The sequence below is a fragment of the Paraburkholderia kururiensis JCM 10599 = LMG 19447 genome (assembly GCF_003986935.1).
Lineage (GTDB): Bacteria > Pseudomonadota > Gammaproteobacteria > Burkholderiales > Burkholderiaceae > Paraburkholderia > Paraburkholderia kururiensis.
The window spans coordinates 100,785-123,737 of the sequence record NZ_RJZE01000012.1; the positions used below are offsets into that span (position 1 = coordinate 100,785).

Sequence of the window (22,953 nt, forward strand, 5' to 3'; positions counted from 1 at the left end):
TTCCCTTCCTCACCGAACGCGGCGCGCGTCCCCAGCATGGCTCCCCACGACTATCTCAAGAAGATCCTCACCGCACGCGTCTACGACGTGGCCCGCGAGACCGAACTCGAACATGCGCCGAACCTCTCGGCACGGATGCGCAACGCCATTTACCTGAAGCGCGAAGACAACCAGCCGGTGTTCTCGTTCAAGCTGCGCGGCGCCTACAACAAGATGATCAATCTGCCGGCCGACGTGCGGGCGCGCGGCGTCATCACCGCGTCGGCGGGCAACCACGCGCAGGGCGTCGCCTACTCGGCCGCGCGGCTCGGCGTGAAGGCGGTCATCGTGGTGCCGGTCACGACGCCGCAGGTGAAGGTGGACGCGGTGCGCGCCCACGGCGGCCCGACGGTGGAGGTGGTGCAGGCCGGCGAATCGTATAGCGACGCCTACGCGCACGCCCTGAAGATTCAGGAGGAGCGCCAGCTCGCCTTCGTGCACCCGTTCGACGACCCCGACGTCATCGCCGGCCAGGGCACGATCGCGATGGAAATGTTGAGCCAGCACCAGGGCCCCATCCACGCGATCTTCGTGCCGATCGGCGGCGGCGGCCTCGCGTCCGGCGTGGCGTCGTACGTGAAAGCGGTGCGCCCGGAGATCAAGGTCATCGGCGTGCAGACCGAGGACTCGTGCGCCATGGCCAAATCCATCAAGGCCGGCGAGCGCGTGGCGCTCAACGAGGTGGGCCTGTTCTCGGACGGCACGGCCGTCAAGCTCGTGGGCGAAGAGACGTTCCGCGTGTGCCGCGAGACGCTCGACGAAGTCATCACCGTGGATACGGACGCCCTGTGCGCCGCGATCAAGGACGTGTTTCAGGACACCCGCAGCCTGCTTGAACCCGCCGGGTCGCTCGCGGTGGCAGGCGCGAAGCAGTACGCGGAACGCGAAGGCATCGAAGGCGAGACGCTGATCGCGATCACCTCCGGCGCCAACATGAACTTCGACCGCATGCGCTTTGTGGCCGAGCGCGCCGAGGTGGGCGAGTCGCGCGAAGCCGTGTTCGCCGTCACCATTCCCGAAGAGCGCGGCAGCTTCAAACGGTTCTGTGCGCTGGTGGGCACGCGCAGCGTGACGGAATTCAACTACCGCATTGCCGATGCGCAGTCCGCGCACATCTTCGTCGGGGTGCAGATCAAGAACCGCGGCGAATCCGCGCAGATCGCCGGCAACTTCGAGGCGCACGGCTTCGCCACGGTCGACCTCACCGGCGACGAACTCTCCAAGCAGCACGTGCGCTACATGGTGGGCGGCCGCTCGCCGCTCGCGCACGACGAACGGCTCTTCCGCTTCGAGTTTCCGGAGCGGCCGGGCGCGCTCATGAAGTTCCTTTCTTCGATGGCGCCGAACTGGAACATCAGCCTGTTCCACTACCGCAACCAGGGCGCGGACTACAGCTCGATCCTCGTCGGCATCCAGGTGCCGAAGGCGGAAGACGCCGAGTTCGGCCGCTTCCTCGCCACGCTCGGCTATCCGAACTGGGAAGAAACGGCGAACCCGGTCTACCGGCTGTTCCTCTCGTAAGGGCTGCGGCCGCTGCGCACAAAACAGAAACAGGACCGCACACGCATGACGCTCTCGCTCGCGGACAAACTGGTCGTCGCCATCTCGTCGCGCGCGCTGTTCGACTTCGAGGAAGAAAACCGCGTTTTCGAGACCGGCGACCTGCAAGCCTACGAGGCGCTCCAGCGCGAGCGCCTCACGGTGCCGGCGCGACCCGGCGTGGCGTTCGCGCTGATCCGCAAGCTGCTCGCGCTGAACACGAGCGCGCATCGCGTGGAAGTGGCGATTCTCTCGCGCAGCGACCCCATCAGCGGGCTGCGCGCGTTCAGCTCGTGCCGCGAACACGGACTCGCCATCGAGCGCGGCGTGTTCACGCGCGGCCGCCCGCCGTTCGGTTATCTGAAGCCGCTCAACGCGTCGCTCTTTTTGTCGGCCAATCACGACGACGTGCGAGACGCGCTCGCCGCCGGTTTCCCCGCAGCACGCGTGCTGCCCGAATCGGCGACAATGGCAAGCCGGTATCCGGACGAAATTCGTATCGCGTTCGACGGCGATGCGGTGCTCTTTTCCGACGAAGCGGAGCAGATTTTCCAGCGCGACGGGCTGCGCGCGTTCGTGAGCCACGAGCGCGACAATCGCGAGCTGCCGCTAGCCGTTGGGCCGCTCAAGCCGTTGCTGGAAGCGCTGCACCGTCTGCAGAAACTCGCGGACGAAGCCTCGCCCATGCGCATCCGCACCGCGCTCGTCACGGCGCGGTCGGCTCCAGCGCATGAGCGCGCCATTCGCACGCTCATGGCCTGGAATATCGAAATCGACGAAGCGATGTTCCTGGGCGGCCTCGACAAGGGCGCCTTCCTGCGCGAATTCGAACCGGACTTTTTCTTCGACGACCAGATCCGCCACTGCGAATCGGCCCGCGCCGTCACGGCGACGGGGCACGTCGCGAGTGGCATCGTGAACGCATCATGACACCCGAACAGTCACCGCTCGGCAAACCCGCCACGTACACCGAACAGTACGATCCCACGCTGCTTTTCCCGATCGCGCGCGCCGCGGCGCGTGAAGCCATCGGCATTGGCGCGCAGTTGCCGTTCTTCGGCACCGACATCTGGAACGCCTACGAGCTTTCGTGGCTCACCCCGCGCGGCAAGCCGCAGATCGCCGTGGCCACGTTCTTCATTCCGGCCGACTCGCCGAACATCGTCGAATCGAAGTCGTTCAAGCTCTACCTCGGGTCGTTCGCGCAGACGCCGTTCGAATCCATCGACGCCGTGCGCGACACCATCAAGCGCGACGTGGCGGCGGCGTGCGGGGCCTCGGTGTCGGTGCGGCTCGACCCGCCCGCGGCATTCGCCAAGCTTCAGTTCGAAGAGTTCGAAGGGCTTTCGCTGGACCGCCTCGACCTCGACGCCGACGTCTACCATCCGGACCCGTCGCTGCTGCGCGCCGCGCTCGGCGAGGCGCCGGTGGAAGAAACGCTGGTGTCGAACCTGCTGAAGTCGAATTGCCCCGTGACGGGCCAGCCGGACTGGGGCAGCGTGCAGATCCACTACGTCGGCCCGCAGATCGACCAGGCCGGGCTGCTGCGCTACATCATTTCGTACCGCAACCACACGGGGTTCCACGAGCAATGCGTGGAGCGCATCTTCGTGGACATCCTGCGCGAATGTCAGCCGGTGAAGCTGGCGGTCTACGCGCGCTATACGCGGCGCGGCGGGCTCGACATCAACCCGTTCCGCACCAACTACAACCTGCCGATGCCGGACAACGCGCGGCTCGCCCGGCAGTAAGGCCGCGTTACTTCCCGGCCGGCGCCTTGTAGGCCACGCAGTCGATCTCGACCTTGCAGTCCACCACCATGCTCGAGACGACGCAGGCCCGTGCCGGCGGATTCTCGCCGAAGTACTCGCGAAACACCTTGTTGAACGACGCGAAGTCGCGCGGGTCATCCAGCCACACGCCGCAGCGCACGACGTGCTCGGTGCCGTAGCCGGCTTCCTTCAGGATGGCGACCATGTTCTGGATCGCCTTGTGCGACTGCTCGACGATGCCGCCGTTGATGACCTCGCCGTTTTCCATGGGCGTCTGGCCGGAGACGAAGAGCCAACCGTCCGCCTCCACCGCGCGCGCAAACGGCATGTGCTGACCGCCCGTGCCCTTGCCACCTTCCACACCATAACGCTTCATCGTTTCTGCTCCTGGTCGTTTGTTGGCGCGCGCCGCAGAGCGCAACGCGCGAGAGGAATGCCGTCCCGGCACGCCGGCGCACCGGCCGGCACACGACGGAACTTGAACGCTGAATTCAGAACGCGCGCTGCGCCGCTCCCGCCGCTCCCGCCGATGCAGCAGCCTGCGCCGGCACCGCGCCGCGCGCCACGAAATGCCCGGCCCGCTCGCCGGACGGCTGACCCTCGCGGTACGACAGCACGCCGTTGACCCACACGGCGTCGATGCCGTCCGCAGGTTGTTGGGGCCGTTCGAACGTCGCGGCATCGCGCACGCGCGCCGGGTCGAACAGTACGAGATCGGCGTGATAGCCCACGTGCACCTCGCCGCGCTGCGCCAAGCCAAAGCGGCGCGCCGAGAGCGACGTCATCTTGCGCACGGCCTCTTCGAGCGGCATGAGCGCCATGTCGCGCGCGTAGTGGCCCAGCACGCGCGGAAAGGCACCCCACAGCCGCGGATGCGGCAGCGGGTCATTCGGCAAGCCGTCCGAGCCCACCATGCTGGCCGGATGCGCGAGGATGCGCCGCACGTCGTCCTCGGACATGTTGTGGTACACCGCGCCCGCGGGTTGCAGGCGCTTCGCGGCATCCGGCTGGCTCACGCCCCACTCCGCGGCAATCTCCTTGATGCGCTTGCCCGCCATTTCGGGATGCGGCTCCGACCACGTGATCGTGATGTCGATGTCGCCCGTCACCTGCTTGAGATCGAGCGTCGACGAACTGCGGTTGTACGGGTAGCAGTCGCAGCCCACGGGTTGCAGGCGCCGCGCGCCTTCCAGCCGTTCGAGCACTTCGGTACTGCGGCCCCAGTTCGACGGTCCCGCGCACTTGAGGTGCGAGATCACGACTGGCACCTGCGCGTGGCGACCCACGCGGAACGCTTCGTCCATGGCGTCCAGGATGCCGTCGAACTCCGTGCGCATATGCGTGGTGTAGATGGCGCCCGCCGCGGCAAGCGGCTCGGCGAGGGCCATCACTTCCTCCGTCGATGCCGCGAACGCCGAGCCGTACGCGAGCCCGGTACTCAAGCCCAGCGCGCCGTGCGCGAGCGCTTCTTCGAGCTGCGCGCGCATGCCGTCGATCTCCGTGACGGTCGCCGTGCGGTCGAGCCGGTCCAGATGGTTGTTGCGCAGCGCCGTGTGCCCAACGAGCGCTGCCACGTTTACCGCAGGCCGCGCGGCGTTCACGGCGTCGACGTAAGCCGCGAAAGTCGGGTACTGGAACGCGTCGCGCTCGCCGAGCAGGTTCATCGGATCGGGCGGTGCGCCCTTGAGCGCCACGGGCGACGCGCTGATCCCGCAATTGCCCACGATCACCGTGGTCACGCCCTGGCTCAGCTTCGGCAGCATCTGCGGCGCACGGATCACGTGCGTGTCGTCGTGCGTATGGACGTCGATGAAGCCCGGCGCGAGCGCGCGCCCGTTCGCCTCCACGACCTCTTCGGCCAGCCAGTTCGACAGATTGCCGATCGCGGCGACGCGGCCGTTGCGGATAGCCACGTCGCGCTCCACGGGCGGCGCGCCCGTGCCGTCGTACAACTGGGCCCCGACAATCAGCGTATCCGCGGCTTCAGGATGCGAGTGCATGGGTCAATCTCCTAGCGGTTGCCTGTCGCCGCCGCCGCGGTGCGCGTCGAGCGCGTGCTTCATGCGGCGCAGCAGTTCGCGGCTCTCGTCGCCCTGGCTCACGGCGAGTTCGGTGACGAGCACGTCGAGCGCCATCATCATCGCGTAGCGCGACGACGATGGCTTGTAGATGAAATCGGTTTCGAACGCGACGATGGGAATCACCCAGTCGGCCAGCTTCGCGAGCGGCGAGGCCGGCGCCGTGACGGCCACCACCGTGGCGCCGTAGCTGCGCGCGATGCGGCAGTTCTCGACCATCTCGGGCACGCGGCCCGTGGTCGAGAGTGCCACCACGACGCAGTCGCGCGAGAGCGTGCTCGCCACCATGCGTTGCAGCAGCGCGTCCTGGTAGGTTGCGACGGGGCGGCCCAGGCGCACGAGCCGAAAGCGCGCTTCGTCGGCCAGCGCCGTCGAGCCGCCGCCCATGCCGAACACGTAGATCATGCGCGCTTCGCGCAGCGCCGCGGCGGCCTGCGCCACGGGCGCCTGGCGCAGCAGTTGATGGTTGTGCGCAAGCGCGGTCTGCAATTCGTCGAACACGCGCGTGGCGATCGATCCGGCGGCATCCGCAGGCGCTTCGGCGTGCAGAAAGCGCTGCCCGACGGCCGCCGCCTGGGCGAGCCGCAGCTTGAGTTCGCGCACGTCGCGGCAGCCCACCGTTTTGGCGAAACGCGTAACGGTGGCCACGCTCACCTTCGCGTCGTGCGCGAGCGCGCCGATGCTCGCGCGCGAGGCGGCCGTCAGGTCGTCGAGAATACGCGCCGCCACCTTGCGTTCCGCCGAGCGCAGATCGGGCGCGCATTCGGCAATGCGCGCGACGATGTCGAAGGTCTGCGGTTCTGTGGCTGAATTCATGGAGAAGGCGGGAACGGGATACAGGACGGCAGCGCAGGTCACATGCATCAGGTACGGTACGGCATCCAGTACCGGGTGCCGGGTAGCGGGTAGGTGGCACCGCACCGCTTCTGGTACTAAATAACATTTACGTCGGCATCGTACTTTCTGTACCATGGCGAAGTCAACTTGGGTTCCGCATAACAACGCGATGGAGCAAGGCGAGATGAAAGTTACAAACTATCAGGGGCGCACGATCGATCCCAACAGCAAGGGCCTCGGCAACGTACCGGGCTCGAGCATCCAGTTGACGGATGCGGGCCGTCTCGAATGGAACCTGCTCGACGAAGACGTGAGCCTGCCCGCCGCCGTGCTCTACGCGGACCGCATCGAGCACAACCTGAAGTGGATGCAGGACTTCGTCGCCGAATACGGCGCGAAACTCGCGCCGCACGGCAAGACCACGATGGCGCCGCAGCTCTTTCGCCGCCAGATCGACGCCGGCGCGTGGGGCATCACGCTCGCCACGGCACACCAGACGCGTGCCGCGTGGCACGGCGGCGTGTCGCGCGTGCTGATGGCCAACCAGCTCGTGGGCCGGCGCAACATGATGATGGTCGCCGAACTGCTCAGCGACCCGGAGTTCGAATTCTTCTGCCTCGTCGATTCGGTGGATGGCGTCGAGCAACTGGGCCAGTTCTTCGGCTCGGTGCGCAAGCAGCTCAACGTGCTACTGGAGCTGGGTGTGCCGGGCGGACGCACGGGCGTGCGCGATGTCGCGCAGCGCGACGCGGTGTTGGCCGCCGTCGAACGCTATCCCGATTCGCTGCGGCTCGCGGGCGTGGAAGTCTATGAAGGCGTGCTGAAGGAAGAGAACGAAGTGCGCGCGTTTCTGCGCGAGGCCGTGAGCCTCGCCACGCAACTGGCCGACGCGGGCCGCTTCGCGCGTGCGCCGGCCATTCTCACCGGCGCGGGCTCGGCGTGGTACGACGTGGTGGCCGAAGAGTTTTCAAAAGCCGCCGCGGGCGGCCGCATCGAGGTGGTGCTGCGTCCCGGTTGCTATCTGACCCACGACGTCGGCATCTACAAGAAGGCGCAGAGCGACATCTTCGCGCGCAATCCGGTAGCACGGAAAATGGGCCAGGGCCTGCTGCCTGCGCTGCAACTGTGGGCTTACGTGCAGTCGATTCCCGAGCCGGACCGCGCCATTGTCGGATTCGGCAAGCGAGACGCCGCGTTCGACGCCGGCTACCCTGAGCCCGCGCGCCACTTCCGCCCAAGCCGCGACGGCAGCGACCATGGCATGCCGCGCGACATCGCGCCGAACGAAGGCTGGGAAATCTTCGGCATGATGGACCAGCACGCGTATCTGCGCATTCCGCCGGGCGCGGACCTGAAAGTGGGCGACATGATCGCCTTCGACATCTCGCATCCCTGTCTCACCTTCGACAAGTGGCGCGAGGTGCTGATCGTGGATCCGTCGTATCGCGTGACCGAGGTGGTCGAGACGTTCTTCTGAGTGGTGCGAGGATGCGATGAAAACGCGGCGTGGCGCGCCGCGTGAGGCCACGCTAAGCCGCGTCCTGCACTGGAGCAGCCGGCGCGGCGGCCGCCACCTCGGCAATGCGCGCTTCCAGCAAACCGAGGGCTCCGGAAAGGGCCTTCAGCGCGTCCTCCGGCATCGCCGCCATCGTGTCGTGCAGGAAGGCATTGCGACGCGGCAGGCTTTCTTCCATCGCGTCCCGGCCCGCCTGGGTGAGCTTCACGTTCGTGATGCGGTTGTCGCGTTCGTCGGAACTGCGGGCAATCCAGCCCATTCCTTCCAGCAGCTTGAGTTGCCGCGTGAGTGCGCCCGGATCCACGCGCAGCCGCTCCACGAGGCGCTTCTGCGACGACTCGCCGGCCTGGTCGTAGAGCGCGAGCAGAATCCGCCAACGCGGCATCGGGTGGCCAACTTGCGCCTCGAACGCCGACATGAACGCCCGATAGGTGCGGCCAAACTGCTGAACGATGGCGACGCGGTCCTGTTCTTCCATGATGTATGCCGTAATGCCTGAAAACGAAACGTCAGCCGGCCTGCTCGACGAATTGCTCGATGAACCCGCTCATTCGGCGGGAACCGCGGGCTCGATCTGACGCCGTAGTTTAACCGGTGGCACCCGCCGGCTCTGCCAGACGGATATCACCGCCACGGCCGCCGCCAACGCCAGGCCCAGGTGGATGGCGGCCACCAGCGCTTCGCGCGCCGTTTCGAGCAGCACGCCGCCGTTGTGGCCCGCCTGCGCCAGCTGCGTGGTGAGCGTGGCCTGCGCCTCATGGTTGATGAGAATCTGCGGGTCGCCCAGATCGCCGAACCACTGCATCGCGTGATCGTTTTCCAGCGCGCTGCGCACACCGCTCGCGTACATGTGCGTGACGAACGTGCCTGTGATCGCCGTGCCCACCATCCCGCCGATCATGCGCAGCGATTGCAGCAGCGCCGTAGCAATGCCGAGGTGCTCGCGGCCCGCGGTCTGCTGGGCGAAGACCGTGAGATTCGGCATCACGAAACCGAGCCCCAGACCGCCGAAAATCATGAACGACATCAGAAGCGCGTGCGGCATGGCGCGCGTGGCGATCACCACCGCGAGGCACGACACCGCGAGCATGCCGAAGCCGACATAGAGCATGAGGTTCGGATTCGGGATGCGCGACACGATGCGCCCGTTCGCAATGCTGCCGATCGTGATGAACACCACGAGCGGCGTAATCACGAGACCTGCTTCCTTCGGCGACATCCCGAAACCGCCCTGGAACAGCAGCGGCGCGTAGAACAGCAGCGAGAACATCGAGAAGCCGCCCAGCACGGAAAGCGTGAAGAGCGCGTTCAAGCTCCGGTTGCGGAACATGTCGACCGGAAGAATCGCTTGCGGGAAGCGCTTTTCCCATTGCCAAAGCGCCCACGCGGCCACGATGCTCACGGCGAGCAGCGCGACGGCCGCAGCGCTCACGCCGTGCTTCGGCAGCAGTTCGACAAATAGCTGAAGCGAACCGAGCGCCACGGCGATGAGCACCGCGCCCGGCCAGTCGAGCCGCATGCGCCCTTCGTGCGCGACGTGCCGCATGTGCGGCAGGTAGCGCCACACGAAAAAGAGCGAGAGCAGCCCTACCGGCAGATTCACGTAGAACACCGAGCGCCATCCCGCGTACTGCGTGAGGAACCCGCCCAGCGAAGGCCCGATCGCGTTCGCGATACCGAACGCCGAACTCATCATCACCTGCCAGCGCAGGCGCACGACGGAATCGGGGAAAAGGTCAGGAATGCAGGCGAACGCGGTGCCCACCAGCATGCCGCCGCCAATGCCTTGCAGCCCCCGCGCGAGCACGAGAAACAGCATGCTGTTCGCCATCCCGCACAACACGGAGGCGCCGGTGAACACGACGATCGACGCAATGAGGAATGGCTTGCGCCCGTAATAGTCGCCGAGGCGCCCGAAGATCGGCACGGTGATCACCGAGGCGAGCAGATACGACGTGGCGACCCACGCGTACAGGTCGAAGCCCTTGAGTTCGGCGACGATGGTGGGCAGCGCGGTGCCGACCACGGTCTGGTCGAGCGCAACGAGCATGGTGACGAAGGAGATGCCGAGCATCGCGAGCAGCGACTCCCGGAACGGCAAGACCTGCCCACTCGAATGGTGGGTTGTGGTGTGGACGGCCATTTTTGATAGCGCAATGGTTGACTCGTCAAAGAAATGAAATCATATCACGCCTGGGGGTTCTAATCAGGCTGTGCCCTGCGATCCTGCCGGGCGGGCATCGAGGCGTTATTGGGACGTCAGGTCCCTCAGGAGGGGTATGGAGTGGGTTCCCACCACGTCAGCGCAAGCGCTTTGCGCCGACGACATGGCCGCGCTGGCGCGCGCCAAACACGAGCTTGAAAGCCCGCCGCTCACCATGAAGCTGGCAGCGATTGTCGGCGCGCCTTTAGAGAAGGTCATGTTGCGGCTGCCGGCCGTCGCCAACGAGAAGGTTGCGGAGGCGACGCAGTCGGCGCTGCGCAAATGCCTGCAGATTGCGCTGAAAACGCTGCGCAAGCCGGGGCATGGAGCGGGGCACATCACGAGCCACATCGGCTCCGGCGCTACAGGCGCAGCGGCTTTGCCGCCCGCCACGCCCGGGAAACCCGGCAACCTGCTTCACAAGTTCGCCGTGGCGACCACCGGCGCGGCGGGCGGTGCGTTCGGGCTGCTCGCGCTGCCGGTCGAGTTACCGGTCACCACGACGCTGATGTTCCGCTCGATCTGCGACGTGGCGCGCAGCGAAGGCGAAGACCTGAATTCCACCGACACCCAGCTGCAATGCCTCGCGGTGCTCGGCATGGGCAGCCACTCGAGCACCGACGACGAAGCCGATCTCGGCTACTTCATCATGCGCGGCGCGCTCGCGCAGGCGGTGTCGAAGGCATCGTCTGAGATCGCGTCGAAGGGCATCACGGCGCATGGCTCGGCGGCGCTCGTGCGCCTCGTCAACGCCATCGCGGCACGCTTTTCGGTGCAGGTGAGCGAGCAGGTGGCGGCCAAATCGATCCCGGCGATCGGCGCCGTGCTGGGCGCGATGGTCAACACCGTGTTCATCGATCACTTCCAGCAGGTCGCGCACGGCCACTTCACCGTGCGCCGGCTGGAGCGCAAGTACGGCGAAGAAGCGGTGAAGGCGGCGTATCAGACCATCGACGTCTCGCTCGCCTGAGCGGCCTGCGCGCGCGTAACGCGGCGCACGAAGCGGGCCGCGTCGTCCAGCGCGCGGCGCGACTCCGGCAGAAACGGCGCGAAGATGGGCCACACGTGCGGCATCTTCGGCCAGATGTGCAGCTCGACCTCCACGCCGGCCGCTCGCGCCTTGTCGGCCACGCGCCGCGTGTCGTCCAGCAGCACTTCCGTGCTGCCGGCCTGCATGAAGAGCGGCGGCAAGCCGTGCAGGTCCGCGTAGAGCGGCGACGCGTAGGGGTGCGTCGGCTCGGTCTCGCCCAGGTAGATCTTCGCCGCGCGCGCAAGCGCGGCGCCGGCGAACATCGGGTCGACGCCGTCGTTGGAGCGTAGCGTCGCGCCCGTTGCGGCGAGGTCGGTCCACGGCGAAAACAGGATGCCGCCCGCGGGCAAGGCGTCGCCCGCATCGCGCAGCGCCACCAGCGTGGCCAGCGCGAGGCCGCCGCCCGCCGAGTCCCCGGCGATCACGATGGACTCCGGCGGCGTGCCGTCCGCGATCAACTGGCGATAGGCGGCGAGCGCGTCGTCGAGTGCGGCGGGGAACGGATGCTCGGGCGCGAGGCGATAGTCGAGCGAGAAAGCGCGCGCGTCGGCACGGGTGGCGAGGCCGAACACAATGGCGCGGTGCGTCTGCGGCGAGCAGAAGTAATAGCCGCCACCGTGCAGGTAGAGAATCGTGCGCGTCCCCGCGTGAGGGGTCGCAGCGCCGGTGCCTGACGTGTTGGCCGAAACTGCGTTCACGCGACGCTCGAGCCATTCGCCCATGAGCGGCGCGTACGTGGCGCCATACTGCTCGCGCAGATGCCAGCCGGGCGGCACGCGCGGCGACCACGCGCGCTTTGCCGTGCGCGCGCGGGCGCGCTGGACGTTGATGGAGGGCTTGAGCGTCTCGGGGCGAAACTGCCTGCGCAGCACCCAGCACGCGAGTGCACTTTGCCAGCTCATCGGTACAGGCTCCATGGGCGAGAAAGCGCCCATGGTACGCGGGGCAAAATCAAGGCGAGTCGATTGAACGCTCTAGACGTGGTGCCCGACGAGTGGTGCTGATCGGCGCTCATTGGCACCTACCGACGCTTGCCGGCAACCGCCGATCCCTGCGCGAGGCAGCAACTGCCGCCCGCGCTCACTCAGTTGGTCAGCCGCACCTGGCCGCGAATCTCGCCGCTGGGGTTCTGCGCCGTATGAACGTTGAAGTACCACTGCCCCGCCATCAAGTCCGTCACCTGCTGTTCGGTCAACGTGGCGGCGCCCTTGATCGGGCTCGCGAGCGCCTGCTTCTCCACCGGCACCTGCACCTTCGCGTTCTGCCCCACGGGCGCGGGACCGTGGAAGTGCGCAGCTGTAACGGGGCTGGAGAGTCCTTCGTAAGTCGCCGTCCATTGCAGCTTTTTCGTGGACGTATCGAACGTCGCGTCCAGCATGCCGTGCCCGTGGCTCACGCGCGGCGGCACTTCGCTGGACGGTTCGAGGTCGGCCCTCAACGCGACGGTATCGGCAAAAGCAGCGCCAGAGATCAAGGCGCAAAACGCGACAGCGACCTTCAATGTGCGAAGCACTTTCATGTTGTTCTCCGGATTCGGCAATTCTGTCCGATGCGACATCACAAACAACGTCACATCGGAAGGCGCCCTCGCGACGCCTGCCACATGCTAGTGCAAAATCCGGTGCGCCGCCGTGCTGCCCGCCCGGCTCGCAGCCGCGGTCGCCGCGATTCTTCCGATATTTTTGAACAGTGCCTTGTCGGATTTGTTCTCGATTTTCGTCGCTCGACCGACTACGCTTCTTCCTGCGAGAAGTGACTCTTCATTGAAGGGTCTCCAAGCTTGAACGCGGCTTCGGCCGCGTTTTTTTTCGCCTGCACGCCCTTCTCGGCGAACAGAAACCGGCGAATTCGTGCGATCAATTCGCCGCGCCCACCGCGCCTATCTTCGCGCGATACGGCCGCGGAAAGACCGGCAAGGCGAGCAGCGCACACAGGCTTGCCGCAGCCCAGACGGCACTCCACGAACCCACCGCGAGCAGCAGCGGAATGGCGAGCGGCGTGAGGAACAACGTCGTGAAGGCGCCGGTGTTGCCCATTGCCAGCGCGGTGCCGGCTCGTTGCGTGCCGGCGAGCGTCGCGAGTTCCGTATAAGCCACGCCATGCCACGCCGATGCGCAGACGCCGCCCGCCACGATCGCAACGGCAAACAACGTGGCCGCCGCGGAATCGGCATGCGGCACAGCGAGCGTCATCGCCGCGAGCAATGCAAAGAACGCTGCGGTTAGCAGGCTGCACGCACGCATATAGCCGCGACGGTTGCCATGACGATCGGTCCAGCGCCCACTCCATACGCGCATGATCGCGGCGCCGGTCTGCACGGCAGCCATCGTCGCGCTGATGGTCACGACGCCCGCATGACTGAAGTCGTGCAGAAAGACCGCGGCGAAGGTCACGACGGCGAGCTGCGGCACGCAGAGCGCCGCGATGCCGAGCGTCACGCGCCAGATAGCGGGCTCGCGGCGGCGCGAGCGCGAACCCGAGCGTGATGAGGTTGAAGGTACGTCTTCGATGCGTGGCCGCTTGCCGAGTTTGTCGATTGAACGGCTGCGGCTTTCTCGTCGGCGCGCTTCAATGCATGCCCGCCCGTCGCCAGCTCCGGCTCGTACAACCAGCGCCACGCAAAGCCCGCCGTTGCCGCGCACAACACGGCAAGCACGCCATAGACCGCCGAGAACCCATGCGCCGTGGCCAGCGCGGGCAGCATCAACGCACCGAGGCCGCCGCCGGCGGGCACCGCGGTCTGCCGGATGCTCATGGCAAGGCCGCGCTCGCCCTCCTTGAACCAGGCCATGACGGCGCGGCCGCTCGATCCGTTCACGCTGCCGCCCAGCAATCCGACGAACAGTAGCCCCGCGGCGAGGCTCACAAGCGACGGCACATGGCCCGCCTGCGGTACGACGAACAGCGCCATGCCGACGAGCGCCGCAGCGGTGCCGCCCAGTCCGAGCAACAGCACGCGACGATCGCCCCAACGGTCCGTGAGCATCCCCCACGGCAACTCGCTCAGTGCGATGCCGAGGCCCAGCATGCCCAGCACGAGCCCCAGCCCGCCATTGCCGATGCCATACGCGCCGCGCAGCAGCACAGCCGTCGTCGGAATGCCTGAGAACGCCGCCGCGAAGCTCGCGTTGGCGGCAAAGCCCACGCCCAAGACCTTCCAGCGATGATTGCGCCCGCGTACCGCGCCGCGCGCGAAGTTTCCGTTCATGCCTGCCTCCGGTGATTCAGCGAAATCGAATGGAGGCATCGTACGAACGGACGATCTATCGGAAAAGCGGGAAAATGAGATCACTTCCATCGGCCATACCGAATCATGAATCTGCGTGGTTTTGACTTCGCCCAATTGCGCACGCTCGTTGCGGTCGCCGAAGCGGGCAGCGTTTCGGCGGCGGCCGAGCGAATCTTCCTCTCCCAGTCGTCGGTGAGCGAACAGCTGAAGAAGCTCGAAGACCGCGTCGGCCAGCCGCTCTTCGTGCGCAGCAAGCAGGGCATGACCGCGACGCCAGCCGGCGTGAAGCTGCTTGCTCACGCAGAGCGGATCCTCGCGCTCTCCGAGGCCGCCTTCGACGACATGCAAGGCCGCGCGCTGGACGGCGAGCTTCGCATCGCGATCACCGACTACTACCGGCCGCACGAAATCGCGCTCGTGCTGAGGCGCTTTTCGGAGCAGCATCCGCGGCTGAAGCTGCACGTCACCGTACTGCCGAGCGCCGTGATCGACAGCAGCGTCGACGACAACACCTTCGACATCGGTCTCTCGCTGCGCATCGTGGCGCCCGCGGGACGTGCGGCGGCACGCGGCACAGGCGGAGCGTCGAAACTGGGGAAAGTCGCGAAGGGCAGCACCGTGGTGCGGCGCGAGAAGCTGGTGTGGGCGGCATCGGCCGATATGGACACGCGGCGCATGGAGTCGCCGTACCGGCTCGTGCTGCTGCCCGCCACGTGCCAGTTGCAGCGCTACGTCGTGAAGCTGCTTGAGGAGCGCAAGGTGCCGTACCTGATCTCGCATTCGGCGTCGGGCGTCGCGGGACTGCAGCTCGCGCTCAAGGCCGGGCTGGGCATCTCGTGCCTGAACGAGTCGTCGATCGGCGCGGGGCTCGTGGCGTGCGGGAAGAGCGTGGGCCTACCGACGCTTCCTGCGGTGGAGTTTCATCTGCTGCCCGCTCGCGCCGGAGAAAGCGAGCTGGTGGCGAACGCGCGCACCGTGCTCAGGGAATTGCTGGCGTAGGGGTGGCGCGGAGTTGGCGCAAGCGTGGTGTAGAGGCGAGCGCGGTACTTCCAGGCCAAGAGGCTGACAGCCGCAGGACGCGATGGCCCGTGGCGGAACACCGAGGTCCACTGCAGCAGCCACCGCGGCAGCCTGCGCCGCGCCATTCAGCTCTGCGCCGCACTCACCAGTTCGGCAAAGCGCATGAGATCGACGTTGCCGCCCGACACGATCACGCCAACCCGCTTGCCCTTCACGTCCACGTTGCCTTGCAGCGCCGCGGCAGCCGCGAGACAACCGGTCGGCTCCACCACGATCTTCATGCGGCTCGCGAAGAACTTCATCGTTTCGACGAGTTCGGCGTCGCTCACCGTCGCGATGTCGTCCACGAGTTGCCGGATCACCGCGAACGTGTACTGGCCGAGATGCTGGGTCTGGGCACCGTCGGCGATCGTCTTCGGCGTATCGATGTGAACGATCTCGCCGCTGCGCAGACTGCGTTGCCCGTCGTTGCCGGCTTCAGGCTCCACGCCGACGATCGTGCAGCGCGGGCTCAGCGCACGCGCCGCCACGGCACAGCCCGACAGCAACCCGCCGCCGCCCAGGCACACCAGCAGCAGGTCCAGTTCGCCCACCTCCTCGATCAGTTCCTTGGCCGCCGTGCCCTGCCCCGCCATGACATGCGGATGGTCGTACGGCGGGATCAGCGTGAGGCCGCGCTCGGCCGCGAGCCGCCGACCCAGCGCCTCGCGGTCTTCGGTGTAGCGGTTGTAGAACACCACCTCGCCGCCGTAGCCGCGCGTGGCCGCCACCTTCACGGCGGGGGCGTCCTCGGGCATCACGATCACCGCCTTCACGCCCAGCAGCTTTGCCGAGAGCGCGATGGCCTGCGCGTGATTGCCCGACGAAAACGTGATGACGCCGCCCGCCTTCTGCTCGTGCGTGAACTGCGCGATCGAGTTGTAGGCGCCGCGGAACTTGAACGCGCCCATGCGCTGGAAGTTCTCGCACTTGAAGTACAGCTGCGCGCCGCTCAGCGCGTTCGCCGTGGACGACGTGAGCACCGGCGTGCGATGTGCCACGCCGCGCAGGCGGTCGTGGGCGGCGGCAACGTCGTCGAAGGAAATGGGCATCGCGGTCATGATCGTTGTTCCGTGCGTTGTTCCGTAGGCAGATAGGTGTAGACGGTGGAGCGCGCCACGCCGAGCGTCTGCGCGACTTCGGCGTAGGCGTGGCGCAGGTTCAGCAGGCCGCTGCCGGCGAGTTCGCGCAAGGCGTCGCGGCGCTGGGCGAGCGTCATGCCCATGGGCGTCGTGTTGCGCGCAGCGGCAAAACGCTCGAGCGCCGCACGCACATCTTCCACGCGCCGCGGCGCCAGCGATTCACCAACCGGGGCAGCCGCGCTGTCGGTCTGCATCAACTGACCGAGGCCGGCCGTCACGGCGCCGATCAGCGAGATGTCCATGTTGAGGCAGATGGCCGCCACATAGTCGCCCGCGCTGTTCTTGAGCCCGATCGACGTGCTCTTGGCCGGCCGGCCATCCGGAAAGCGGTTCGCGTAGTTCTGGACGACTTCGGGAAACCCGGGGTTCGTGATGCGAGCCAGACCGAGTTCCGTCACGGCGTCGCCGGCCTGACGGCCGGAGAGATTGTTCGCGATCGCCACCACCGAATGCTCGGGACGCGTGAGATCGTGCAGCACTACCTCGACAAGCGGAGCGAGCGTGCGGCCCAACGCTTCGACGATCTTCGCGCCTTCGCGCAGGAGCAGCGCGTTTTCGCGTTCGGTGTCGGGCGCGATGGAGCGCTTGCGTGAGCTGGATTTGCGGGTGCCGGTGGATGGTCGGGCTGGCGGTCGGTTCATGCATGACATTTTGGCGATTTATGACGGAATGTCAATTTCAGACCTCGCACGACCCCGGCAAGCGGCAACATTTTGGCCAAGACGCTGGCACGCGAGCGTGAATAGACTGGCCATCCAGCTGTCCATTTCCGGGAGGAGCCACGGTGCCGCACTATCTCTGCCACGAGCAACCCGACCTGCTCGAATTCGAAACCACGATCGTCGATGCGCGCCCAGGGGCGGTGCTGCTCGCGCGGTCCGCCTTGCATCCCGGCGGCGGCGGACAGGTGTGCGACGCGGCCACCCTGGTCCACGCGGATGGCGAGGTGCGCATTTCCGGCGTGTCGGTGGAAGGCGACGCCTTTTGGCATCTTTTCGATGCGCCGGCCGAATTGCCGCGCGAGCGCTCGGTGCACGTCTCGATCGACGCCGATCGACGCTCCACCGTCGCGCAGCTTCACACGGCGACGCATGTCCTCAACGCGCTCGTCTACCAGCGCTTCGCGGGCGCACTCGTGACCAGCGCCCAGATCAACGCCGACGGCACCGCACGAATGGATTTCGACCTGCCAGAAGGCGACAACGATCTGCTGCGAGCGCTGGAAGCGCCGGTCAACGACGTGATCGGCGCGGCGCTCGATGTGCGCATTTACTACGTGAGCGCAGGCGAAGCGCGAGCGACGCCGGGGCTCATCCGAAGCCTGTCCGTGGCACCGCCGCCCACGCCGGACGGCAGCGTGCGGATCGTCGAGATCGGCGATCTCGACCGCCAGGCTTGCGGCGGGACACATCTATCCAACACGGGGCAGTCGCGGCCCGTGCGGGTGGTCAAGATCGAGAACAAGGGGCGCCGGAACCGGCGAGTGAGGATCGAACTGGCGTAGGACGGTTTTTTGTCGGGGCTCGTCCGACGGGGCAAGAAAAAAGCCCGCTCTTCGATGAAGAGCGGGCTTTTAGCCACGCGTACCGTTGGTCGGCTTCAAAACGGAATATCGTCATCCATCTCGTCAAACCCGCCGCCGGCCGGCGCGTTCGACCGACCCGCACCGCCGCCCTGGCTGCCGCCACGCGGCGCGCCGCCGCCAGCCGCACGGCCACCACCACCGCCGCCGCTGCGTTCGGCCGGTTCGCGGTAGCCGCCGTCGTCGCCACCCATCGAGGCGCCGCCGCGGCCGCCCAGCATCTGCATCTGGTCAGCGACGATTTCGGTCGAGTAACGGTCGGTGCCGTCCTGCGCCTGCCACTTGCGCGTGCGGATGCGGCCCTCGATGTACACGGAGGAGCCCTTCTTCAGGTACTCCGACACGATTTCAGCAAGTCGCCCGAAGAACGCCACGCGATGCCATTCCGTGGCTTCCTTCATTTCGCCGCTTGCGCGGTCCTTATAGCGGTCCGTCGTGGCAAGCCGGATGTTCGCCACCGCGTCGCCACTCGGCAGGTAGCGTACTTCGGGATCGGCGCCGAGGTTACCGACGAGAATGACCTTGTTCACGGATGCCATGTGTTTCTCCTGTTGATTCCGTTGCAGGCGGCGCTGTGCGAGGGTGTTGCGCGCGGACGGTCCCGTGCAAAGCGGCGCCGCGACAGGCCCGCTTCAGGCGAACCTGCCACCGCGCTGCGCGCGATCGCCGCCCTGTGTGCTCAATATGGATTGTGGCGCCGGCCAGTCACGCCCTGCGCGGCGGCGCCTTCATATTGGCGGCGATTATAAGCCAGCACAATACGAGGCCCGAACATGCGTAAAACACGCTGTTCTGGCCGCTCGACTTCAGCAGCCAGCCGCCCAGCATGCCGCCTAGCGCGAGGCCGATGGACTGCGTGGTGTTGTAGACCCCGGCCGCGGCACCCTTGCGGTTGCCGGGCGCCAGTTTCGAGACCAGCGACGGTTGCGACGCCTCGAGAATGTTGAAACCGAGGAAGTACACGAACAGAATCGCGGCCACAGCCAGAATGGTATGCGGCGCAGCGCCGAGTAACAGCTGTCCGATCAGGATAAGGGCGATAGCGGAAAGCAGCACCACCTTCATCTTCCCGCGCTTCTCGGCGGCAATAATGGCCGGCACCATCATCACGAACGCGAGGCCCATCACGGGCAAGTAGACCTTCCAGTGCGAAGCCACGGGCAGGCCGCCCGCTTCCAGGATGCGCGGCACGACGAGAAAGAGCGCGGTCTGGGTGGCGTGCAGCACCAGCACGCCGAAGTTCAGCCGCAGCAGCTCCACGTTGTGCAGCACTTCTGCGAACGGCGCGCGCACGTGCACGGGCTTGGGAGCATCCGGCACGACCCAGAGCACCACGCCGATGGCAAGTATCGAGAACACGCCCACCAGCGAGAAAAGCCCGCTCATGCCCACCCAGTGAAACACGATAGGCGCGCCAACGATGGCCACCGCGAACGACACGCCGATGCTGCCGCCCACCATCGCCATGGCCTTGGTGCGGTGCTCCTCGGCGGTGAGGTCGGCGATGAACGCGATCACGGCCGACGATATGGCACCCATTCCCTGAATCACGCGCCCAACGATCACCCACGCAATGTCGTGTCCAAACGCGGCCACGAAGCTGCCTATCGCGAAGATGGCGAGGCCGGTCGCGATCACGGGCTTGCGGCCCACGCGGTCGGAGACCCAGCCGTAGAAGATATAGAGCAGGGATTGCGTCGCGCCATACGCGCCCAGCGCGATGCCGACGAGCAGCACGTTGTCGCCGCCGGGGATCGTTTTCGCGTAGATCGAAAACACCGGCATGATCATGAAAAGCCCGAGCATGCGCAGCGCGAAGATGGCTGCAAGCGACACGGTGGCCCGCAATTCGGGCGCGCTCATGCGTGAGGAAGTGGCAGACGGATTGGACATCGGGAGAGCGCAACGGCGCGCCTGCAGGCTGTCAGCAAGCCGTAACGGCGGTCTGGAAAAGTCGCTATAGTAGCAGGTTTAGCCTTCCCTTCTCCCGCAGGTTCATGGAACAAATCCGTATCCGTGGGGCCCGTACCCACAACCTGAAAAACGTCAATCTCGATCTGCCGCGCCACAAGCTCGTCGTGATCACGGGGCTTTCGGGCTCGGGCAAGTCGTCGCTTGCGTTCGACACGCTCTACGCCGAAGGCCAGCGCCGCTACGTCGAGAGTCTGTCAGCCTACGCGCGCCAGTTCCTGCAACTGATGGAGAAGCCGGACGTCGATCTGATCGAGGGGCTTTCCCCCGCCATTTCGATCGAGCAGAAGGCGACCTCGCACAACCCCCGCTCCACGGTGGGCACGGTCACCGAAATCCACGACTACCTGCGGCTGCTCTACGCGCGCGTCGGCACGCCGTATTGCCCGGACCACGAAATTCCGCTCGAGGCGCAAAGCGTCTCGCAGATGGTGGACGCCGCCCTCGCGCTGCCGGAAGAAACCCGGCTCATGATCCTTGCGCCCGTGGTGGCCAACCGCAAGGGCGAACACACCGAACTCTTCGACGAGATGCAGGCGCAGGGCTTCGTGCGGTTCCGCGTGCGCTCGGGCGGCGGCACCGCCAACGAGGGCGAAGCGAAAATCTACGACGTCGATTCGCTGCCCAAGCTCAAAAAGAACGACCGGCACAGCATCGACGTGGTGGTGGACCGCCTGAAGGTGCGTCCCGACATGAAGCAGCGCCTCGCCGAATCGTTCGAAACGGCCCTGCGCCTCGCGGACGGCCGCGCCATCGCGCTGGAAATGGATACGGATCGCGAGCACCTGTTCAGCTCGAAGTTCGCCTGCCCGATCTGCTCGTACTCGCTCCAGGAACTGGAGCCGCGCCTTTTCTCGTTCAACAACCCCATGGGCGCCTGCCCGGAATGCGACGGCCTGGGCCAGATCACGTTCTTCGACCCGAAGCGCGTGGTGGCGCATCCGTCGCTCTCGCTCGCCGCGGGTGCCGTGAAGGGTTGGGACCGGCGCAACCAGTTCTACTTCCAGATGCTGCAGAGCCTTGCGGCGTTCTACGAGTTCGAAATCGACACGCCGTTCGAAGACCTGCCTGAAAAGATCCGCAAGATCCTGCTGTACGGCTCGGGCAAGCAGGCCATTCCGTTCTCGTACATCAACGAGCGCGGCCGCACGTCGGTGCGCGAGCACGTGTTCGAAGGGATCATTCCGAACCTGGAGCGGCGCTACCGCGAGACGGATTCGGTCGCCGTGCGCGAGGAACTGGCGAAGTATCAGAACAACCAGGCGTGCCCCGCCTGCGAAGGCACGCGGCTGCGCCGCGAAGCGCGCTTCGTGCGCATCGGCGCCGGCGAAGACGCCCGCGCCATCTATGAAGTGAGCGGCTGGCCGCTGCGCGACTCGCTCGGCTACTTCCAGACGCTGCGCCTCGAAGGCGCGAAGCGCGAGATTGCCGACAAGGTCATCAAGGAAATCGTCGCGCGGCTCATGTTCCTCAACAACGTCGGGCTCGACTACCTCTCGCTCGAACGCAGCGCGGAAACGCTCTCGGGCGGCGAGGCGCAGCGTATCCGGCTCGCCTCGCAGATCGGCTCGGGCCTCACGGGCGTGATGTACGTGCTCGACGAGCCCTCCATCGGCCTGCACCAGCGCGACAACGACCGGCTCATCTCCACGCTCAAACACCTGCGCGACCTCGGCAACTCCGTGATCGTCGTGGAGCACGACGAAGACATGATCCGCATGGCGGATTACGTCGTGGACATGGGCCCGGGCGCGGGCGAGCACGGCGGCATGATCATCACGCAGGGCACGCCGCAGCAGGTCGAGGCGGACGCGGCCTCGCTCACGGGCCAGTACCTGGCCGGCACGCGCCGAATCGAGTACCCCGACGAACGGCGCGACCCGGACGAGCGTCACCTGCGCATCATCGAGGCTTACGGCAACAATCTGAAGCACGTCACGCTCGATCTGCCGGTGGGCCTGCTCACCTGCGTGACGGGCGTGTCCGGCTCGGGCAAGTCCACGCTCATCAACGACACGCTGTATCAGGCCGTGGCGCAGCACCTGTACGGCTCGTCGACGGAACCGGCGCCCTACGAGGCGATCGAGGGCCTCGAGCACTTCGACAAGGTCATCAATGTCGACCAGTCGCCGATCGGCCGCACCCCGCGCTCGAATCCGGCCACGTACACCGGCCTCTTCACGCCGATCCGCGAGCTGTTCGCGGGCGTGCCCGCCGCCAAGGAGCGCGGCTACGACCCCGGCCGCTTCTCGTTCAACGTGAAGGGCGGCCGCTGCGAGGCGTGCCAGGGCGACGGCGTGCTGAAGGTGGAAATGCACTTCCTGCCCGACGTCTACGTGCCCTGCGACGTCTGCCACGGCAAGCGCTACAACCGCGAAACGCTCGAGGTGCTCTATAAGGGCAAGAACATCAGCGAAGTGCTGGACATGACCGTGGAGCAAGCGCACGAGTTCTTCAAGGCCGTGCCCGTGGTGGCGCGCAAGCTGAAAACGCTGCTCGACGTGGGTCTCGGCTACATCCGGCTGGGCCAGTCGGCCACCACGCTTTCCGGCGGCGAGGCCCAGCGCGTCAAGCTCTCGCTGGAACTGAGCAAGCGCGACACCGGTCGCACCCTCTATATCCTCGACGAACCGACCACGGGCCTGCACTTCCACGACATCGCCCTGCTGCTCCAGGTGATTCACCGACTACGCGACCAGGGCAATACGGTCGTTATCATCGAGCATAATCTCGATGTCATCAAAACCGCCGACTGGGTCATCGATCTGGGTCCGGAAGGCGGTGCCGGCGGCGGCCAGATCATTGCTCAGGGCACACCGGAGCAGGTAGCGAAGTCGAAGGCAAGCTTCACGGGCAGGTATCTGGCGCCGCTGCTCAAGCGCCCGGCCGCGGTTGCAGCCGCGAAATGAATGGGAAATCCCCCAGCGGGAAAACCCGAGGTTGGAGATTGAAGGAA

At 66.4% G+C, this 22,953-nt stretch carries 19 protein-coding genes and 1 pseudogene; 8 read left to right on the forward strand and 12 right to left on the reverse strand.

The features are described from left to right. The first annotated feature begins 36 nt into the window (after positions 1–36). From ilvA to queF, 3 genes are read left to right on the forward strand one after another with little or no spacing between them, the layout of a single operon-like run. The gene (gene ilvA, locus PKKP23_RS16095) at positions 37–1,560 is read left to right on the forward strand and encodes a threonine ammonia-lyase, biosynthetic (protein ID WP_126877645.1); all 1,524 of its coding nucleotides are present in this window, start codon (positions 37–39) and stop codon (positions 1,558–1,560) included. A 45-nt stretch (positions 1,561–1,605) separates the two neighbouring features. Next, positions 1,606–2,508 carry a 5'-nucleotidase gene (locus PKKP23_RS16100; protein ID WP_126877646.1) on the forward strand — a complete coding sequence of 301 codons (903 nt, stop codon included), beginning with the start codon at positions 1,606–1,608 and terminating at the stop codon, positions 2,506–2,508. Further along, a complete protein-coding gene (gene queF / locus PKKP23_RS16105) occupies positions 2,505–3,329 on the forward strand; it encodes an NADPH-dependent 7-cyano-7-deazaguanine reductase QueF (RefSeq protein WP_017772682.1) in 825 nt (274 codons plus the stop codon). Before PKKP23_RS16100 ends, queF begins: the two co-directional genes overlap by 4 nt. A gap of 7 nt (positions 3,330–3,336) precedes the next feature. On the opposite strand, the gene PKKP23_RS16110 is transcribed toward queF, so the two are convergent. The 3 genes from PKKP23_RS16110 to PKKP23_RS16120 all read right to left on the reverse strand — a co-directional run bounded on the left by PKKP23_RS16110 (position 3,337) and on the right by PKKP23_RS16120 (position 6,244). After that, positions 3,337–3,726 (reverse strand): RidA family protein, encoded by a 390-nt coding sequence (locus tag PKKP23_RS16110; protein WP_017772681.1) that lies wholly within the window; start codon positions 3,724–3,726, stop codon positions 3,337–3,339. Positions 3,727–3,841: 115 nt separating this feature from the next. Continuing rightward, complete coding sequence (locus tag PKKP23_RS16115) at positions 3,842–5,350, reverse strand: N-acyl-D-amino-acid deacylase family protein (protein WP_126877647.1); 1,509 nt, start codon at positions 5,348–5,350, stop codon at positions 3,842–3,844. A 3-nt stretch (positions 5,351–5,353) separates the two neighbouring features. Beyond that, a complete protein-coding gene (locus tag PKKP23_RS16120; protein WP_026121018.1) occupies positions 5,354–6,244 on the reverse strand; it encodes a MurR/RpiR family transcriptional regulator in 891 nt (296 codons plus the stop codon). Positions 6,245–6,449: 205 nt separating this feature from the next. Between PKKP23_RS16120 and PKKP23_RS16125 the strand changes: the two genes are divergently transcribed. Further along, entirely contained in the window at positions 6,450–7,742 is a 1,293-nt protein-coding gene (locus tag PKKP23_RS16125; RefSeq protein ID WP_126877648.1) for an amino acid deaminase, read from the forward strand. 52 nt (positions 7,743–7,794) lie between these two features. Here PKKP23_RS16125 and PKKP23_RS16130 read toward each other — a convergent pair whose 3' ends face one another. Further along, complete coding sequence (locus tag PKKP23_RS16130; RefSeq protein WP_017772677.1) at positions 7,795–8,259, reverse strand: MarR family winged helix-turn-helix transcriptional regulator; 465 nt, start codon at positions 8,257–8,259, stop codon at positions 7,795–7,797. A gap of 69 nt (positions 8,260–8,328) precedes the next feature. After that, positions 8,329–9,924 carry an MDR family MFS transporter gene (locus PKKP23_RS16135; RefSeq protein ID WP_126877649.1) on the reverse strand — a complete coding sequence of 532 codons (1,596 nt, stop codon included), beginning with the start codon at positions 9,922–9,924 and terminating at the stop codon, positions 8,329–8,331. A 136-nt stretch (positions 9,925–10,060) separates the two neighbouring features. Here PKKP23_RS16135 and PKKP23_RS16140 point away from each other — a divergent pair, with 136 nt between their 5' ends. Beyond that, the gene (locus PKKP23_RS16140) at positions 10,061–10,954 is read left to right on the forward strand and encodes an EcsC family protein (RefSeq protein WP_126877650.1); all 894 of its coding nucleotides are present in this window, start codon (positions 10,061–10,063) and stop codon (positions 10,952–10,954) included. Here the strand turns inward: PKKP23_RS16140 and PKKP23_RS16145 are convergent. From PKKP23_RS16145 to PKKP23_RS16155, 3 genes and pseudogenes are all read right to left on the reverse strand, one after another. Next, on the reverse strand, positions 10,927–11,916 hold the full coding sequence (locus PKKP23_RS16145; RefSeq protein ID WP_126877651.1) for an alpha/beta hydrolase: 990 nt from the start codon (positions 11,914–11,916) through the stop codon (positions 10,927–10,929). The genes PKKP23_RS16140 and PKKP23_RS16145 overlap by 28 nt on opposite strands. Positions 11,917–12,098: 182 nt before the next feature. Then, positions 12,099–12,533 (reverse strand): CHRD domain-containing protein, encoded by a 435-nt coding sequence (locus PKKP23_RS16150; RefSeq protein WP_017772673.1) that lies wholly within the window; start codon positions 12,531–12,533, stop codon positions 12,099–12,101. A 337-nt stretch (positions 12,534–12,870) separates the two neighbouring features. Then, positions 12,871–14,222 (reverse strand): annotated as a pseudogene (locus PKKP23_RS16155) (MFS transporter). A gap of 105 nt (positions 14,223–14,327) precedes the next feature. On the opposite strand from PKKP23_RS16155, the gene PKKP23_RS16160 reads away from it, so the two are divergent. Beyond that, entirely contained in the window at positions 14,328–15,242 is a 915-nt protein-coding gene (locus PKKP23_RS16160; RefSeq protein WP_126877652.1) for a LysR family transcriptional regulator, read from the forward strand. Positions 15,243–15,388: 146 nt separating this feature from the next. Here PKKP23_RS16160 and PKKP23_RS16165 read toward each other — a convergent pair whose 3' ends face one another. Both PKKP23_RS16165 and PKKP23_RS16170 read right to left on the reverse strand, forming a co-directional pair. Further along, complete coding sequence (locus PKKP23_RS16165; protein ID WP_126877653.1) at positions 15,389–16,363, reverse strand: threo-3-hydroxy-L-aspartate ammonia-lyase; 975 nt, start codon at positions 16,361–16,363, stop codon at positions 15,389–15,391. After that, the gene (locus tag PKKP23_RS16170; RefSeq protein ID WP_126877654.1) at positions 16,360–17,085 is read right to left on the reverse strand and encodes a helix-turn-helix transcriptional regulator; all 726 of its coding nucleotides are present in this window, start codon (positions 17,083–17,085) and stop codon (positions 16,360–16,362) included. The genes PKKP23_RS16165 and PKKP23_RS16170 overlap by 4 nt, the downstream gene beginning before the upstream one ends. 143 nt (positions 17,086–17,228) lie before the next feature. Between PKKP23_RS16170 and PKKP23_RS16175 the strand changes: the two genes are divergently transcribed. Continuing rightward, entirely contained in the window at positions 17,229–17,948 is a 720-nt protein-coding gene (locus tag PKKP23_RS16175; RefSeq protein WP_126877655.1) for an alanyl-tRNA editing protein, read from the forward strand. Between the two features lie 95 nt (positions 17,949–18,043). On the opposite strand, the gene PKKP23_RS16180 is transcribed toward PKKP23_RS16175, so the two are convergent. Together PKKP23_RS16180 and PKKP23_RS16185 are read right to left on the reverse strand one after the other, a co-directional pair. After that, complete coding sequence (locus tag PKKP23_RS16180) at positions 18,044–18,565, reverse strand: single-stranded DNA-binding protein (RefSeq protein WP_126877656.1); 522 nt, start codon at positions 18,563–18,565, stop codon at positions 18,044–18,046. A gap of 166 nt (positions 18,566–18,731) precedes the next feature. Next, positions 18,732–19,889, reverse strand: coding sequence for an MFS transporter (locus PKKP23_RS16185; RefSeq protein ID WP_126877714.1), 1,158 nt, complete (start codon positions 19,887–19,889; stop codon positions 18,732–18,734). Between the two features lie 134 nt (positions 19,890–20,023). Between PKKP23_RS16185 and uvrA the strand changes: the two genes are divergently transcribed. Then, positions 20,024–22,906: an excinuclease ABC subunit UvrA gene (uvrA, locus tag PKKP23_RS16190; protein WP_017772665.1), complete on the forward strand. Its 2,883-nt coding sequence runs from the start codon at positions 20,024–20,026 to the stop codon at positions 22,904–22,906. The last annotated feature ends 47 nt before the right edge of the window (positions 22,907–22,953 follow it).

Bases quoted from the DNA above. Each gene is read 5' to 3' on its own strand.
- ilvA (WP_126877645.1), top strand. From the start codon at position 37: ATGGCTCCCCACGACTATCTCAAGAAGATCCTCACCGCACGCGTCTAC.
- PKKP23_RS16100 (WP_126877646.1), top strand. From the start codon at position 1,606: ATGACGCTCTCGCTCGCGGACAAACTGGTCGTCGCCATCTCGTCGCGC.
- queF (WP_017772682.1), top strand. From the start codon at position 2,505: ATGACACCCGAACAGTCACCGCTCGGCAAACCCGCCACGTACACCGAA.
- PKKP23_RS16110 (WP_017772681.1), bottom strand. From the start codon at position 3,726: ATGAAGCGTTATGGTGTGGAAGGTGGCAAGGGCACGGGCGGTCAGCAC.
- PKKP23_RS16115 (WP_126877647.1), bottom strand. From the start codon at position 5,350: ATGCACTCGCATCCTGAAGCCGCGGATACGCTGATTGTCGGGGCCCAG.
- PKKP23_RS16120 (WP_026121018.1), bottom strand. From the start codon at position 6,244: ATGAATTCAGCCACAGAACCGCAGACCTTCGACATCGTCGCGCGCATT.
- PKKP23_RS16125 (WP_126877648.1), top strand. From the start codon at position 6,450: ATGAAAGTTACAAACTATCAGGGGCGCACGATCGATCCCAACAGCAAG.
- PKKP23_RS16130 (WP_017772677.1), bottom strand. From the start codon at position 8,259: ATGGAAGAACAGGACCGCGTCGCCATCGTTCAGCAGTTTGGCCGCACC.
- PKKP23_RS16135 (WP_126877649.1), bottom strand. From the start codon at position 9,924: ATGGCCGTCCACACCACAACCCACCATTCGAGTGGGCAGGTCTTGCCG.
- PKKP23_RS16140 (WP_126877650.1), top strand. From the start codon at position 10,061: ATGGAGTGGGTTCCCACCACGTCAGCGCAAGCGCTTTGCGCCGACGAC.
- PKKP23_RS16145 (WP_126877651.1), bottom strand. From the start codon at position 11,916: ATGAGCTGGCAAAGTGCACTCGCGTGCTGGGTGCTGCGCAGGCAGTTT.
- PKKP23_RS16150 (WP_017772673.1), bottom strand. From the start codon at position 12,533: ATGAAAGTGCTTCGCACATTGAAGGTCGCTGTCGCGTTTTGCGCCTTG.
- PKKP23_RS16160 (WP_126877652.1), top strand. From the start codon at position 14,328: ATGAATCTGCGTGGTTTTGACTTCGCCCAATTGCGCACGCTCGTTGCG.
- PKKP23_RS16165 (WP_126877653.1), bottom strand. From the start codon at position 16,363: ATGACCGCGATGCCCATTTCCTTCGACGACGTTGCCGCCGCCCACGAC.
- PKKP23_RS16170 (WP_126877654.1), bottom strand. From the start codon at position 17,085: ATGAACCGACCGCCAGCCCGACCATCCACCGGCACCCGCAAATCCAGC.
- PKKP23_RS16180 (WP_126877656.1), bottom strand. From the start codon at position 18,565: ATGGCATCCGTGAACAAGGTCATTCTCGTCGGTAACCTCGGCGCCGAT.
- PKKP23_RS16185 (WP_126877714.1), bottom strand. From the start codon at position 19,889: ATGAGCGCGCCCGAATTGCGGGCCACCGTGTCGCTTGCAGCCATCTTC.
- uvrA (WP_017772665.1), top strand. From the start codon at position 20,024: ATGGAACAAATCCGTATCCGTGGGGCCCGTACCCACAACCTGAAAAAC.